We start from the raw sequence: 14,932 nt of genomic DNA, 5'->3' as shown, positions 1-14,932 counted from the left end.
GATAAGCGAAGCGCCATCCGGCAAGACCTTACAATTACTGCTGCTGTGAAGACTGGATCGCCGTCAGCGCGATGGTATAGACGATATCGTCAACCAGCGCACCACGGGACAGGTCGTTCACAGGTTTGCGCATACCCTGCAGCATTGGCCCGATGGAGATCAGGTCTGCTGAACGCTGTACCGCTTTATAGGTGGTGTTACCGGTGTTCAGATCCGGGAAGATGAACACGGTAGCGCGACCTGCAACCGGAGAGTTCGGCGCTTTGGATTTTGCCACGTCAGCCATCACGGCGGCGTCGTACTGCAGCGGACCGTCGATCATCAGATCCGGACGTTTTTCCTGAGCAATACGGGTCGCTTCACGCACTTTCTCTACGTCGCTACCTGCACCAGAAGTACCGGTGGAGTAGGAGAGCATCGCAACGCGCGGCTCGATGCCGAAGGCAGTCGCGGAATCTGCGGACTGAATAGCGATCTCAGCCAGCTGCTCTGCGGTTGGATCCGGGTTGATCGCGCAGTCGCCGTAAACATAAACCTGTTCAGGCAGCAGCATGAAGAACACGGAGGAGACCAGAGAGCTGCCCGGTGCGGTTTTGATCAGCTGCAGCGGTGGACGGATGGTGTTTGCGGTGGTGTGAACTGCACCGGAAACCAGACCGTCAACTTCGTCCTGCTCCAGCATCAGCGTACCCAGCACCACGTTGTCTTCCAGCTGCTCGCGCGCAACGGCTTCGGTCATGCCCTTGCTCTTACGCAGTTCAACCAGACGGGCAACGTAGCTTTCACGAACCACTTCAGGGTCAACGATTTCGATGCCCGCACCCAGCTCAACGCCCTGAGACGCCGCAACGCGGTTGATCTCATCCGGGTTACCCAGCAGCACACAGGTCGCGATGCCGCGCTCTGCACAGATAGCCGCCGCTTTAACGGTACGTGGTTCGTCACCTTCTGGCAGAACAACGCGTTTGCCCGCTTTACGCGCCAGCTCGGTCAGCTGGTAACGGAATGCAGGAGGAGACAGACGGCGGCTGCGCTCGGAGGTCGCGGTCAGGGATTCGATCCAGTCTGCGTTGATGTAACCTGCAACGTATTCCTGAACTTTCTCGATACGCTCGTGGTCATCAACCGGCACTTCCAGGTTGAAGCTCTGCAGGCTCAGGGAGGTCTGCCAGGTGTTGGTATTCACCATGAAGACCGGCAGGCCAGTGGCAAACGCGCGTTCGCACAGCTTGCTCACGCGTGGGTCCATCTCGTAAGCGCCGGTCAGCAGGATGGCACCGATCTCTACGCCGTTCATCGCCGCCAGACACGCTGCAACCAGCACGTCAGGACGATCGGCAGACGTTACCAGCAGGGAACCAGCGCGGAAGTGTTCCAGCATGTGCGGAATGCTACGCGCACAGAAGGTCACGGACTTCACGCGGCGGGTATTGATATCGCCTTCGTTAACGATGGTCGCGTTCAGGTGACGCGCCATATCGATTGCACGGGTGGCAATCAGATCGAAGCTCCAGGGTACCGCGCCGAGAACAGGCAGCGGGCTGGAATCCTGCAGTTTCGCCGGATCAACTTTGATGACCTTCGCTTTGGAAGAGTCGTCGAAGATCTCAGACAGGTCTGGGCGAGTACGGCCCTGATCGTCAACCGGGGCGTTCAGTTTGTTCACGATCACGCCGGTGATGTTGGTGTTTTTCGTGCCACCGAAGCTGCTGCGTGTCAGTTCGATACGCTCGTTCAGCTGTTCCGGGGTATCAGTGCCCTGGGACATGACGAAAACGATCTCTGCGTTCAGGGTTTTCGCGATTTCAAAGTTCAGAGACTGAGCAAACTGGTGTTTGCGCGTCGGGACCAGACCTTCAACCAGCACCACTTCTGCGTCCTGCGCATTTGCATGGTAGTTGGCGATGATCTCTTCCATCAGCACGTCTTTTTGGTTGCTGGAGAGCAGCGACTCAACGTGACTCATCTTCAGCGGTTCAGCCGCTGGCAGATTGGAGTTTTTGCGAACGATGGTGGTGGTCTGGTCAGGCGCATCGCCACCGGCACGAGGCTGGGCGATTGGCTTAAAGACGCTCAGACGAACGCCTTTGCGTTCCATAGCACGGATTACGCCAAGGCTGACGCTGGTCAGGCCGACGCTGGTTCCGGTAGGGATCAGCATAATAGTACGGGACACGGTTTATCCTCTTTCGTTACCGCCGACACGGGGCGGGTTACAAAACAGCACCGCCAGCATTGCTGGCGGTGTGGAATCAGGCAGTCAGGCGGTGTGCGTCTTGCGCGATGACAAGCTCTTCGTTAGTTGGGATAACGATAGCCGGACGGGTGCCTTCTTTGTTGATGAAGCCAGACTTGCCGAAACGCGCAGCCAGGTTACGCTCGTGATCAACGTCGAAGCCCAGAACGCCCAGTTTGCCCAGGGACAGTTCACGAACCATAGCCGCGTTCTCACCGATACCACCGGTGAAGATAACCGCGTCCAGACGACCGTCCATCAGCGCAGTGTAAGAACCGATGTATTTCGCCAGACGGTGGCAGTAAACGTCCATTGCACGTTTAGCGTCTGCTTTCTCTGCGTAGTTGTCTTCAACATAGCGGCAGTCGCTGGTGACTTCGGTCAGACCCAGCAGGCCAGACTCTTTAGTCAGCATTTTGTTGATGTCGTCAACGCTCATGCCCAGAGTGTCGTGCAGGTGGAAGATGATCGCCGGGTCGATGTCACCGGAACGGGTACCCATCACCAGACCTTCCAGCGGGGTCAGACCCATGGAGGTATCAACACATTTACCGTTGCGGATAGCAGAAACAGAACCACCGTTGCCCAGATGGCAGGTGATGATGTTCACTTCTTCAACAGGTTTGTTCAGGATTTTTGCGGCTTCCTGAGTCACAAAGAAGTGGCTGGTGCCGTGCGCGCCGTAACGACGTACGCCGTGCTCTTTGTACAGGCTGTATGGCAGGGCATAGAGGTAAGACTCTTCCGGCATGGTCTGATGGAACGCGGTGTCGAACACGGCCACGTTTTTGTCTTTCAGATTCGGGAAGGATTTCAGCGCTTCAGCGATACCGATCAGGTGCGCCGGGTTGTGCAGCGGAGCAAAAGAGGCAGAATCTTTGATGCCCTGGATAACAGATTCGTCGATCACGACGGAGCTGGTGTATTTTTCGCCGCCGTGGACGATACGGTGACCAATCGCAGTCAGCTGAGCAGACAGTTCTGGTTTTTGTGCCAGAATAGTGTTAACGATAAAGTTCAGCGCTTCACTGTGAGCGGCGCCTGCACCTAAAGCCGCTTCTTGTTTGCTGCCGTCCATCTTCCACTTGATACGTGCTTCAGGCAGATGGAAACATTCGGCCAAACCAGAGAGGTACTCGTCACCGTTGAGCGCATCGATGATGGCGAATTTCAGTGAGGAGCTACCGCAGTTCAGAACCAGTACTAACTTACTCGACATGGAAGTACCTATTATTGATACGTGGCTAAAAAAACGTCAGTGAGTCTAACAGCGTAACGCATGATGACTCGGACATTTATGATTAACATCATGCCAAACGAACATTGTGGCATGATGGAAGAAATAACTATGATTTTATGCCATTTTGCACAATTTTCAGCCAATGGCATAATGTGCGATAATTTGACGAGTGAATGATTCTCGTCTATGGCCCAATCAGGCTGGCACAGGATACCCGATACGGGGTAGCGATGACAAAATATTTTGAACGTTGTCATAGCCTGTTGTGGTTTTGCACAAAAATTTTAATTTTTATACGTGAAGTTGAGGTACAGCCATGTCGACACCCGAAACCCCTACCGTGAATTTCTTCAGTCTGTTTCGTCGGGGACAGCATTACGCAAAGACGTGGCCGATGGAAAAGCGCCTTGCGCCAATGTTTATTGAGAATCGCACCATCCGCGCCACGCGCTACGCGATTCGCTTTATGCCCCCTGTCGCCATTTTTACCCTGTGCTGGCAAATAGCGTTAGGCGGACAGCTTGGCCCGGCCGTGGCGACAGCACTCTTTGCGTTAAGCCTGCCGATGCAGGGGCTGTGGTGGTTAGGAAAACGGTCCATCACGCCACTGCCACCTTCTATTTTACACTGGTTTTATGAAGTCCGTGGAAAACTGGAGGAGGCCGGGCAGGCGCTTGCTCCGGTTGAAGGCAAGCCGGATTACCAGGCGCTGGCGGATACGTTAAAGCGCGCTTTTAAGCAGTTGGATAAAACATTCCTCGATGACTTGTGATTGATCATCGAAACGACTAACAAAAAAAGGCACAGTAACAAACCGTTACCGTGTCTTTTTTTTACAGTGCAATGCGCTACAGGAGTCGAAAGATGGAAATGACCCATGCTCAACGTCTGATTTTGTCTAACCAGTACAAAATGATGACAATGCTTGATCCCGATAACGCTGCGCGCTACAGCCGCCTGCAGACTATCGTCGAACGGGGGTTTGGTTTGCAAATGCGCGAACTGGACCGCGAGTTTGGTGAGCTGAAAGAAGAAACCTGCCGCATCGTGATCGACATTATGGAGATGTACCACGCCCTGCATGTTTCCTGGACTAATCTCAAAGATCAGCAGTCCATTGACGAGCGCCGTGTCACCTTCTTAGGCTTTGATGCAGCGACGGAAGCGCGTTATCTGAGCTATGTCCGCTTTATGGTGAATACCGAAGGGCGTTATACCCACTTCGATGCGGGTACCCACGGCTTTAACGCGCAGACCCCAATGTGGGATAAATACCAGCGCATGCTGAGCGCGTGGCACGCCTGCCCGCGTCAGTACCATTTAAGCAGCAACGAAATTCAACAAATCATTAATGCCTGACGGAGGTGCGTGTGCAGTGTAGAGGTTTTCTGTTTGATCTGGACGGTACGCTGGTGGATTCGCTGCCGGTTGTGGAGCGTTCATGGTGCCATTGGGCTGACAGGCATGGTATCGACCATCAGGACGTACTGAATTTCATCCATGGCAAGCAGGCCATAACCTCATTGCGGCACTTCTTAGCGGGGCGTTCTGAGGAGGAGATTCAGGCGGAGTTCAAATACCTGGAGCAGATTGAGGCCACCGATACGGAGGGTATCACTGCACTGCCTGGCGCACGCGAACTGCTTGAACATCTTAACGAAGCGCAGATCCCGTGGGCTATCGTCACGTCCGGCTCTGTTCCGGTCGCGCATGCCCGTCACAAAGCGGCCGGTTTACCGAAGCCCGAGGTGTTCATTACCGCTGAACGCGTTAAACGCGGCAAGCCAGAGCCGGATGCGTTTCTGCTTGGCGCTGAACTGCTGGGCCTCGCTCCCGCTGAGTGCGTGGTCGTGGAAGACGCGGCGGCCGGCGTGCTGGCCGGGCTGAACGCCGGGAGTCACGTCATTGCCGTTAACGTTCCGGCGGGGTCTCCCCGGCTGAGTGAGGCGGACTTTGTGCTGGATTCCCTGACGGCACTGGCGGTGTCTAAGGCGCCCGATGGCGTTGTAACCGTCTCGCTAAAAATGTAATCCCATGATTTAGCCCCACGTTGCTGGGGCTTTTTTATGGCAAAATTCCTCATCTTCCACTGACAAGGATAGGTTGTGAACGGTGAACTGATTTGGGTCCTGAGCCTGCTTTTAATCGCCATTATTCTCTTCGCCACAGGCAAGGTGCGTATGGATGCCGTTGCCCTGTTTGTCATCGTCGCGTTTGTGCTGAGCGGCACGCTTACGCTACCGGAAGCTTTCTCCGGGTTCAGCGATCCTAACGTTATCCTGATTGCCGCCCTGTTTATTATTGGCGACGGCCTGGTGCGCACCGGTGTGGCGACCATCGTGGGCACGTGGCTGGTTAAAGTGGCCGGCAGCAGTGAAACCAAAATGCTGATCTATCTGATGCTGACGGTTGCCGGGCTGGGGGCGTTTATGAGCTCAACGGGCGTGGTCGCTATTTTTATCCCGGTGGTACTGAGCGTCTCCATGCGGATGCAAAGCTCGCCATCGCGACTGATGATGCCTCTGAGTTTTGCCGGTTTGATAAGCGGTATGATGACGCTGGTGGCGACGCCGCCGAACCTTGTCGTAAACAGTGAGCTGCTGCGGGAAGGTTTTCAGGGCTTCAGCTTTTTCAGCGTCACCCCGTTGGGTCTGGTGATTCTGGCGATGGGCGTGGTCTATATGCTGCTGACCCGTTTTGCCCTGAAAGGCGAGAACCAGGACAGAAACAAAGACGGGTGGAAGCGGCGCACTTTCCGCGATCTCATCAAAGAGTACCGCCTCACCGGGCGGGCACGGCGTCTGGCCATTCGCCCCGGCTCGCCGATGGTCGGCCAGCGTCTTGACGACCTGAAACTGCGCGAGCGCTATGGGGCGAACGTGATCGGCGTGGAACGCTGGCGCCGTTTTCGCCGGGTGATCGTCAACGTCAATGGCGTATCGGAATTTCGGGCGCGTGACGTCCTGCTGATCGATATGTCCAGTGCGGATGTGGATTTGCGCGAGTTCTGCAGCGAACAACTGCTGGAGCCAATGGTGCTGCGTGGGGAGTATTTCTCCGATCAGGCGCTGGATGTCGGTATGGCTGAAGTCTCGCTGATCCCCGAGTCCGAACTGTTGGGCAAAACCGTGCGCGAAATGGGGTTCCGCACCCGGTATGGCCTGAACGTCGTGGGGCTGAAGCGCGACGGCGTGGCGATGGAAGGGGCCGTCGTGGATGAACCGATCCTGCTGGGGGATATCTTCCTTGTGGTGGGAAACTGGAAGTTGATTAGCCAACTCGGGCAAAAAGGGCGTGATTTTGTGGTGCTCAACATGCCGGTTGAGGAGAGCGATGCGTCTCCGGCGCACAGCCAGGCGCCGCACGCGATTTTTTGTCTGGTGCTGATGGTCGCGCTGATGCTGACCGATGAAATTCCAAACCCCATAGCCGCCATCATAGCCTGTCTGCTGATGGGTAAATTCCGCTGTATCGACGCCGAGAGCGCTTATAAAGCCATTCACTGGCCGAGCATCATTCTTATCGTGGGGATGATGCCTTTTGCCCTCGCGCTGCAAAAAACCGGCGGGGTAGATTTAATCGTTAAAGGGCTCATGGACATGGGCGGCGGGTACGGACCGTATTTGATGATGGTGTGCCTGTTCATTATGTGCGCCACGATCGGGTTGTTTATCTCCAATACCGCCACGGCGGTGCTGATGGCACCCATTGCGCTGGCGATGGCGAAATCCATGGGCGTGTCGCCCTACCCGTTTGCGATGATGGTGGCGATGGCGGCTTCAGCGGCATTTATGACGCCGGTTTCATCCCCGGTCAATACGCTGGTGCTGGGGCCGGGAAATTATAAATTCAGTGATTTTGTAAAGATTGGCGTGCCATTCACCGTGCTGGTGATGGTGGTGTGCGTGGTGTTAATTCCGGTTTTATTCCCGTTTTAGGGTGAGCGCAGAAACGTAGGCCGGGTAAGGCGAAGCCGCCACCCGGCTAAAATTACAACGGTGAATCCTGGCTAATCTCATCCAGCGATAAATGGAAGCTCGGCACAAATACCTGCATAAAATAATCCATCTCGTCGCTGCGGCGGGATGCCAGGGTTTTTTCCAGACGCGTTTTCGCCAGTAAAAACTCGTTATTGCCCGCAGACAACTCTTCAAGACACTTCAGATAGGCGCACAGCGCGTCGGCCTGTTTGACCAGCGACTTTTCATCTTCCGTATACTGATGCTCGTCGATGAGCGGTTCAAAGATATCGCGCAGCTCCTCCGGCACCATGTCGATCAACTTCTGCTGGGCGATTTTCTCAATGGCCTTATATTCCTGCGCAATCTGTGAGTTGAAATATTTCACCGGCGTCGGCAGATCCCCGGTTAACACTTCTGACGCGTCGTGGTACATCGCCAGCAATGCGATGCGCTCGGCATTCACCTGCCCGTTAAATTTGCGGTTTTTAATGGCGGCCAGCGCGTGCGCGACCATGGCAACCTGAAGACTGTGCTCTGATACGTTCTCTGTTCGCACGTTGCGCATCAGCGGCCAGCGGTTGATAAGTTTCAGGCGGGAGAGGTGGGCAAAGAAATGACTCTGACTCATAGGTTACCTTTTGTCTTCACTGCGACAGGACTTCATTGTGCGGGGAGGGGAGGCAAGATGCAAATTTGCGGATTTTGTAGGCCGGGTAAGCGCAGCGCCACCCGGCAGAATGGCAACGTTACTGATGATAACCGGAGAGGAATCGCCCGAAGCGGCTGATAGCCATTTCGAGATCGTCCTCGCGCGGCAGCGTCACGATACGCACATGGTCCGGCCACGGCCAGTTAAATGCCGTCCCCTGAACCAGCAGCACTTTTTCCTGCAACAGGAAATCGAGCACCATCTTCTGATCGTCGTGAATATTGAAGCGCTTCGCGTCGATTTTCGGGAACATATAGAGCGCCCCATTTGGCTTCACGCAGGAGACGCCCGGGATATCGTTGATCAGCTCCCACGCGCGGTTACGCTGTTCATACAGGCGGCCTCCAGGGACGATAAACTCGCTGATGCTCTGATAGCCACCGAGCGCGGTCTGGATTGCATGCTGTGCCGGCACGTTGGCGCAAAGACGCATAGACGCCAGCATTTCCAGCCCTTCAATATAGCCTTTGGCCTGCTTTTTCGGGCCGTTGAGTACCATCCAGCCCTGGCGGAAACCGGCCACACGGTAGGTTTTAGACAGGCCGTTGAAGGTAACGGTCAACAGGTCCGGGGCCAGCGCGGCAATGGAGTGGTGTTGCGCCGCGTCATAGAGGATCTTGTCGTAAATTTCGTCGGCAAAAATGATCAGGTTGTGCTGGCGGGCGATCTCAACGATCTCCATCAACAGCTCTTTTGAGTAGACCGCGCCCGTCGGGTTGTTCGGGTTGATAATTACGATGCCGCGCGTGCGAGGGGTAATCTTCGCGCGAATATCATCCAGATCCGGGAACCAGTCAGAGGATTCGTCGCAAAGATAATGGACAGCTTTACCGCTGGACAGTGATACGGCAGCCGTCCACAGCGGATAGTCTGGCGCGGGAACCAGCATTTCGTCACCGCTGTTCAGCAGCGCCTGCATGGCCTGGACGATCAGTTCAGAGACACCGTTGCCAATGTAGATATCTTCTACGGTAACGTCACGCATGCCGCGAGCCTGGTAGTGCTGCATAATGGCTTTACGTGCGGAATAAAGTCCTTTTGAGTCGCAATAGCCTTGCGCTGTGGGCAGGTTGCGGATCACATCAACCAGAATCTCATCCGGCGCTTCAAAACCAAATGGCGCAGGGTTACCAATGTTGAGCTTCAGAACCTTATTGCCTTCTTCCTCAAGGCGTTTTGCCTCTTTCAGAACCGGGCCACGGATGTCATAACAGACGTTATCTAGCTTGCTGGATTTTTCGATAGGGGACATGAACCTTTAACCTTTTCGCTATTATTGCCACTCCCTGCCGTGGAAGTCAGCACGGAATAATGTACTCCCCCCACGCTTCGTTTTGAAGGGTGTGCAGTAGAAGATTTTGTGCATGTTGTGAAATTCTGGTGAATCTTTTTTGCTGTTTGTTGACGCTTTTACTGTTGTAACGTAAGGTAAAATGCGCTAGTTAAGGGTGATTGTGCTGAAAATCATTATAAAAAATGGATATTATCCCGGTGTGAAATAAATGACCCGTAGAGGAGAGACAGAAGTCACGCTGCGTGACTTTTCGTAAAACCTGAGTGTTGAAAAAATCTTGCAGTAATAGCCTGCAGCGGCTAAAAGTTACTCATGTGAAAATAATGTTAAGTGTTATTAATGAATGACCTTAATCGAAATTAAAATTTATTTATTATTAACCAACAAAATGCAACTTTAGTTAATTTTAATAAAATTAGTTGAGAAGCTTAACAAAGCGCTTTACTCCTTAATATTGCAATAAGACTTATAAATAAAGTGGATTTGGGTTAAGATGTCTTTAGGTAAAGCAGATGAAAGATACCCAAATGTTGTATATCTGAAACTGGTTTTCCGATTTAATTGATTGTTATTGTTAGAGTTATCTCTGGCTGGAATGTGTAAAACATCTCCTGCTACGTTGACAGCGCTGCGATAAAGATGGCAGAAAAGGTGTCACGCCTTTAATGTAATTTACATAAACCTGCGAACATCTAAATATCCTGAACGTTTAAGAGAATAAAAATATCGTCATGAAACGTGCTTTCTGACTGTTGATATAAAGCAGCACAATAACTATCTGTCAGGCAGTCTGCCGGGCCGGGATGCGAGGGAAAATCTTCAGAGGGAATTGCTTAACTGTTACACACACAGCTTCAACCCGGGCAGCTCCGCACGAGCAACCTGAAAGTGAATAGATATGATAAATGCAAATCGTCCGATAATGAATCTCGACCTCGATCTGCTGAGAACGTTTGTTGCGGTCGCCGATCTCAACACTTTTGCAGCAGCTGCTGCCGCCGTCTGCCGAACTCAGTCCGCCGTTAGCCAGCAAATGCAGCGGCTGGAGCAACTGGTCGGTAAAGAGCTTTTTGCCCGTCACGGACGCAATAAGCTCTTAACGGAACACGGTATTCAGCTACTGGGTTATGCCAGGAAAATTCTTCGCTTTAATGATGAAGCATGTATGTCACTTATGTTTAGCAACCTTCAGGGAGTGTTAACCTTAGGGGCATCTGATGAGTCAGCGGATACAATATTACCGTTTCTTCTCAACCGAATTAGTTCGGTTTATCCGAAACTTGCGCTGGATGTGAGCGTCAAGCGCAATGCTTTTATGGTTGAGATGTTAAATGAGAATAAGGTCGATCTGGTGGTCACCACGCATCGTCCCGGGCAGTTTGATTGCCTGACGTTGCGCAGATCGCCAACGCACTGGTATTGCGCGGCTGAATATGTGTTGCCAAAAGGGGAGCCCGTTCCACTGGTTTTACTGGACGATCCGAGCCCTTTCCGCGATATGGTGCTGACGGCATTAAATGAAGCCAATATTCCATGGCGTCTGGCGTATGTAGCGTCCACGCTGCCTGCGGTGCGTGCCGCCGTCAAAGCAGGACTTGGCGTAACGGCCCGTCCGGTGGAGATGATGAGCCCTGACCTGCGCGTTCTCGGTAAATCTGATGGTCTTCCTGCGCTGCCAGATACTGAGTATCTGCTTTGCCATAATGCGTCCAGTCACAACGAGCTGGCGAAAGTGGTGTTCGAGGCGATGGAAAACTACCATAACCCGTGGCAGTACGAGCATGTTACCTCCGAAGGAGGGGATGATTCCCTGATCGTTGAAGGTGACTTTGAGTGATCAAACGCTCAAAATTCTGGTAACAAAATGTAAGTGTAAAAAAAAGCCACTCGTGTCGTTTTCGCACGCAGTGGCTTTTTTTTGTCAATATTATCCCTGTTTGACGAAGGGGCTTCATAAATAGAGTCTATTTATCAATGTCATAAATGCTTTTGCTTAAATCTTGTTCGTTTTCAGTTCTAACTTCATCCATAACCTAACGATGTTAAAAAAACAGCAAATATGTTGCTGGTTTTTTGGTTGAATTAACAAAAGCGTGTCTCAGATCAAGAAAATACTCCTATTTGGGGGGAGGAATCGTTGGCAAATCCTGTCAAAATAGGAGGGTTATTTTTTTTACTTCCAAAACGGACACGATTCAACAACCTGCATTTGACGGAAAGTCATGTACCCACCAGGGTTAAAGGGCACCAAATGTTAATGAGAATCGCTCGATGTAATTTAATGTGAAGAAACCTTTGTTAAAGTTGACAAAAGGTTATAGAAAGGAGTAAAAAACCCCATCATTTTGCTGTCTACGTCTCATTTCAGACAGTTAGTGTAAGGTTATTTGTTCCTCCCCATGAATCGATGTGATGCCTATCTGCCAGCAAGAGCAGTGTCGTCGGTATCACTTTTGATGAGTAAGCAATGAGTATGTCAACATCCACAGAAGTCATCGCTCATCACTGGGCATTCGCAATCTTTCTTATTGTAGCCATTGGCCTGTGCTGCCTGATGTTAGTCGGCGGCTGGTTCCTGGGCGGTCGCGCCCGTGCAAGGCACAAAAACACACCTTTCGAATCAGGTATTGATTCAGTAGGTTCCGCTCGCTTACGCCTGTCTGCCAAGTTCTATCTGGTAGCGATGTTCTTCGTCATCTTCGACGTGGAAGCGCTCTACCTGTTCGCATGGTCGACCTCCATCCGCGAAAGTGGTTGGGTGGGCTTTGTCGAGGCCGCAATTTTCATTTTAGTGTTACTGGCCGGTCTGGTTTATCTGGTGCGTATTGGCGCGCTTGACTGGACGCCTGCGCGTTCACGTCGTGAACACATCAACCCGGAAAACAGTATCTCTAATCGTCAGCAGTAACAGCGAGGCAATAAGATGGATTATACGCTCACCCGCATAGATCCTAACGGTGAGAATGACCGTTACCCCCTGCAAAAACAGGAGATCGTAACCGACCCCCTGGAGCAAGAAGTCAACAAAAGCGTGTACATGGGCAAACTCGAACATGCCATGCACGATATGGTCAACTGGGGTCGTAAGAACTCTATCTGGCCCTACAACTTTGGCCTTTCTTGCTGCTACGTTGAAATGGTGACGTCATTCACTGCGGTGCATGACGTTGCGCGTTTTGGCGCCGAGGTACTGCGTGCATCCCCGCGTCAGGCTGACCTAATGGTGGTAGCCGGTACCTGCTTTACCAAGATGGCACCTGTTATTCAGCGTCTTTATGACCAGATGCTGGAGCCAAAATGGGTTATTTCCATGGGCGCATGTGCAAACTCTGGCGGCATGTACGACATTTATTCCGTTGTGCAGGGCGTTGATAAGTTCATTCCGGTGGATGTTTACATCCCGGGCTGCCCGCCGCGTCCAGAAGCCTATATGCAGGCGCTGATGCTGCTGCAGGAGTCTATCGGTAAAGAGCGTCGTCCGCTTTCATGGGTTGTTGGCGATCAGGGTGTCTACCGCGCGAACATGCAATCTGAGCGCGAGCGTAAACGTGGTGAACGTATTGCCGTCACCAACCTGCGTACGCCTGACGAAATTTAATTTGCGCCTGTGGGCCTGGAGAACACCTTCGCATATCACTACTCAAATAGCGCGAAGCCAGGCTTAACAGTCACCACGGACCATTTGCAATGGTGAACAATATGACCGACTTAACCGCGCAAGAAGCCGCATGGCAGACCCGGGATCATCTGGATGACCCCGTCATTGGCGAACTGCGCAACCGTTTTGGGCCGGATGCCTTTACCGTTCAGGCGACCCGCACCGGGGTACCCGTTGTTTGGGTGAAGCGTGAACAATTACTGGAAGTGGTCGATTTCCTCAAGAAATTGCCAAAACCTTACGTCATGCTGTTTGACTTACACGGCATGGATGAGCGTCTGCGTACTCACCGCCAGGGTCTCCCTGCTGCGGATTTTTCCGTTTTCTACCACCTGATCTCAATAGACCGCAACACGGATATTATGCTCAAGGTGGCATTGTCTGAAAACGACATGCATCTGCCGACGATCACCAAACTTTTCCCGAACGCGAACTGGTATGAGCGTGAAACCTGGGAAATGTTCGGCATGACCTTCGACGGCCACCCACATCTGACGCGCATCATGATGCCGCAGACCTGGACCGGCCACCCGCTGCGTAAAGACTACCCGGCACGTGCAACCGAATTCGACCCGTTTGAGCTGACCAAAGCCAAGCAGGATCTGGAGATGGAAGCACTGACCTTCAAGCCGGAAGACTGGGGCATGAAGCGCGGTACCGAAAACGAGGACTTCATGTTCCTCAACCTCGGTCCGAACCACCCGTCTGCGCACGGTGCATTCCGTATTATTCTTCAGCTTGATGGCGAAGAGATTGTCGACTGCGTTCCTGACATCGGTTACCACCACCGTGGTGCTGAGAAGATGGGCGAGCGTCAGTCCTGGCACAGCTACATTCCGTATACCGACCGTATCGAGTACCTCGGCGGTTGCGTCAACGAAATGCCTTACGTGCTGGCCGTTGAGAAACTGGCGGGTATCGTTACGCCGGATCGCGTTAACGTGATTCGCGTAATGCTGTCAGAACTGTTCCGTATTAACAGCCACCTGCTGTACATCTCCACGTTCATTCAGGACGTCGGCGCGATGACCCCGGTCTTCTTCGCCTTTACCGATCGTCAGAAAATCTACGATCTGGTGGAAGCGATTACCGGTTTCCGTATGCACCCGGCCTGGTTCCGTATCGGCGGTGTGGCACACGATCTGCCGCGCGGCTGGGATCGTCTGCTGCGTGAATTCCTCGACTGGATGCCGAAACGTCTGGCCTCTTACGAGAAAGCCGCACTGCGCAACACCATCCTGAAAGGCCGTTCCCAGGGCGTTGCTGCCTACGGCGCAAAAGAAGCGCTGGAGTGGGGGACGACAGGTGCAGGTCTGCGTGCGACCGGTATTGATTTCGACGTGCGTAAAGCCCGTCCTTACTCTGGCTATGAGAACTTCGACTTTGAGGTCCCGGTGGGCGGCGGTGTTTCCGACTGCTACACCCGCGTGATGCTGAAAGTGGAAGAACTGCGCCAGAGTCTGCGCATCCTTGAGCAGTGCCTCAACAATATGCCGGAAGGCCCGTTCAAAGCGGATCACCCGCTGACCACGCCGCCACCGAAAGAGCGCACGCTGCAACATATCGAAACCCTGATCACTCACTTCCTGCAGGTTTCCTGGGGCCCGGTCATGCCGGCGCAAGAATCCTTCCAGATGATTGAAGCGACCAAGGGTATTAACAGTTACTACCTGACCAGTGACGGCAGCACCATGAGCTACCGTACCCGCGTGCGTACGCCGAGCTTTGCGCACCTGCAGCAGATCCCGTCCGCCATTCGCGGCAGTCTGGTCTCCGACCTGATTGTGTATCTGGGTAGTATCGATTTTGTTATGTCAGATGTGGACCGCTAAT

General features: G+C 53.0%; 12 protein-coding genes. 8 read left to right on the top strand and 4 right to left on the bottom strand.

Annotation, left to right across the window (positions count from 1 at the left end; genetic code table 11):
* Positions 1–34 precede the first annotated feature (34 nt).
* Both pta and ackA read right to left on the bottom strand, forming a co-directional pair.
* Positions 35–2,176 carry a phosphate acetyltransferase gene (pta, locus tag G0034_RS16140; protein WP_014884644.1) on the bottom strand — a complete coding sequence of 714 codons (2,142 nt, stop codon included), beginning with the start codon at positions 2,174–2,176 and terminating at the stop codon, positions 35–37.
* Positions 2,177–2,252: 76 nt separating this feature from the next.
* Complete coding sequence (gene ackA, locus G0034_RS16135; RefSeq protein ID WP_014884643.1) at positions 2,253–3,455, bottom strand: acetate kinase; 1,203 nt, start codon at positions 3,453–3,455, stop codon at positions 2,253–2,255.
* A 337-nt stretch (positions 3,456–3,792) separates the two neighbouring features.
* Between ackA and yfbV the strand changes: the two genes are divergently transcribed.
* From yfbV to G0034_RS16115, 4 genes are all read left to right on the top strand, one after another.
* Positions 3,793–4,248 (top strand): terminus macrodomain insulation protein YfbV, encoded by a 456-nt coding sequence (gene yfbV, locus G0034_RS16130; protein ID WP_014884642.1) that lies wholly within the window; start codon positions 3,793–3,795, stop codon positions 4,246–4,248.
* A 92-nt stretch (positions 4,249–4,340) separates the two neighbouring features.
* Positions 4,341–4,835 carry a YfbU family protein gene (locus tag G0034_RS16125; RefSeq protein ID WP_008502874.1) on the top strand — a complete coding sequence of 165 codons (495 nt, stop codon included), beginning with the start codon at positions 4,341–4,343 and terminating at the stop codon, positions 4,833–4,835.
* 11 nt (positions 4,836–4,846) lie between these two features.
* Positions 4,847–5,506 (top strand): sugar phosphatase, encoded by a 660-nt coding sequence (locus tag G0034_RS16120; protein WP_059373646.1) that lies wholly within the window; start codon positions 4,847–4,849, stop codon positions 5,504–5,506.
* A gap of 75 nt (positions 5,507–5,581) precedes the next feature.
* Positions 5,582–7,414 carry an SLC13 family permease gene (locus G0034_RS16115; protein ID WP_179121090.1) on the top strand — a complete coding sequence of 611 codons (1,833 nt, stop codon included), beginning with the start codon at positions 5,582–5,584 and terminating at the stop codon, positions 7,412–7,414.
* 52 nt (positions 7,415–7,466) lie between these two features.
* Here G0034_RS16115 and yfbR read toward each other — a convergent pair whose 3' ends face one another.
* On the bottom strand, positions 7,467–8,066 hold the full coding sequence (gene yfbR, locus G0034_RS16110) for a 5'-deoxynucleotidase (protein ID WP_014884639.1): 600 nt from the start codon (positions 8,064–8,066) through the stop codon (positions 7,467–7,469).
* A gap of 118 nt (positions 8,067–8,184) precedes the next feature.
* Complete coding sequence (alaA, locus tag G0034_RS16105) at positions 8,185–9,399, bottom strand: alanine transaminase AlaA (RefSeq protein ID WP_179121089.1); 1,215 nt, start codon at positions 9,397–9,399, stop codon at positions 8,185–8,187.
* 940 nt (positions 9,400–10,339) lie between these two features.
* Here alaA and lrhA point away from each other — a divergent pair.
* The 4 genes from lrhA to nuoC all read left to right on the top strand — a co-directional run bounded on the left by lrhA (position 10,340) and on the right by nuoC (position 14,931).
* A complete protein-coding gene (gene lrhA / locus G0034_RS16100; protein WP_179121088.1) occupies positions 10,340–11,278 on the top strand; it encodes a transcriptional regulator LrhA in 939 nt (312 codons plus the stop codon).
* Positions 11,279–11,908: 630 nt separating this feature from the next.
* Positions 11,909–12,349 (top strand): NADH-quinone oxidoreductase subunit NuoA, encoded by a 441-nt coding sequence (nuoA, locus tag G0034_RS16095; RefSeq protein ID WP_014171000.1) that lies wholly within the window; start codon positions 11,909–11,911, stop codon positions 12,347–12,349.
* 15 nt (positions 12,350–12,364) lie between these two features.
* Positions 12,365–13,039 carry an NADH-quinone oxidoreductase subunit NuoB gene (nuoB, locus tag G0034_RS16090; protein WP_003861482.1) on the top strand — a complete coding sequence of 225 codons (675 nt, stop codon included), beginning with the start codon at positions 12,365–12,367 and terminating at the stop codon, positions 13,037–13,039.
* Between the two features lie 89 nt (positions 13,040–13,128).
* Positions 13,129–14,931 (top strand): NADH-quinone oxidoreductase subunit C/D, encoded by a 1,803-nt coding sequence (nuoC, locus tag G0034_RS16085; protein ID WP_014884637.1) that lies wholly within the window; start codon positions 13,129–13,131, stop codon positions 14,929–14,931.
* The last annotated feature ends 1 nt before the right edge of the window (position 14,932 follow it).

The sequence above is a fragment of the Enterobacter sp. T2 genome (assembly GCF_010692925.1).
Classification (GTDB): Bacteria; Pseudomonadota; Gammaproteobacteria; order Enterobacterales; family Enterobacteriaceae; genus Enterobacter; species Enterobacter kobei.
This window is presented reverse-complemented; position numbering and strand designations above follow the sequence as displayed.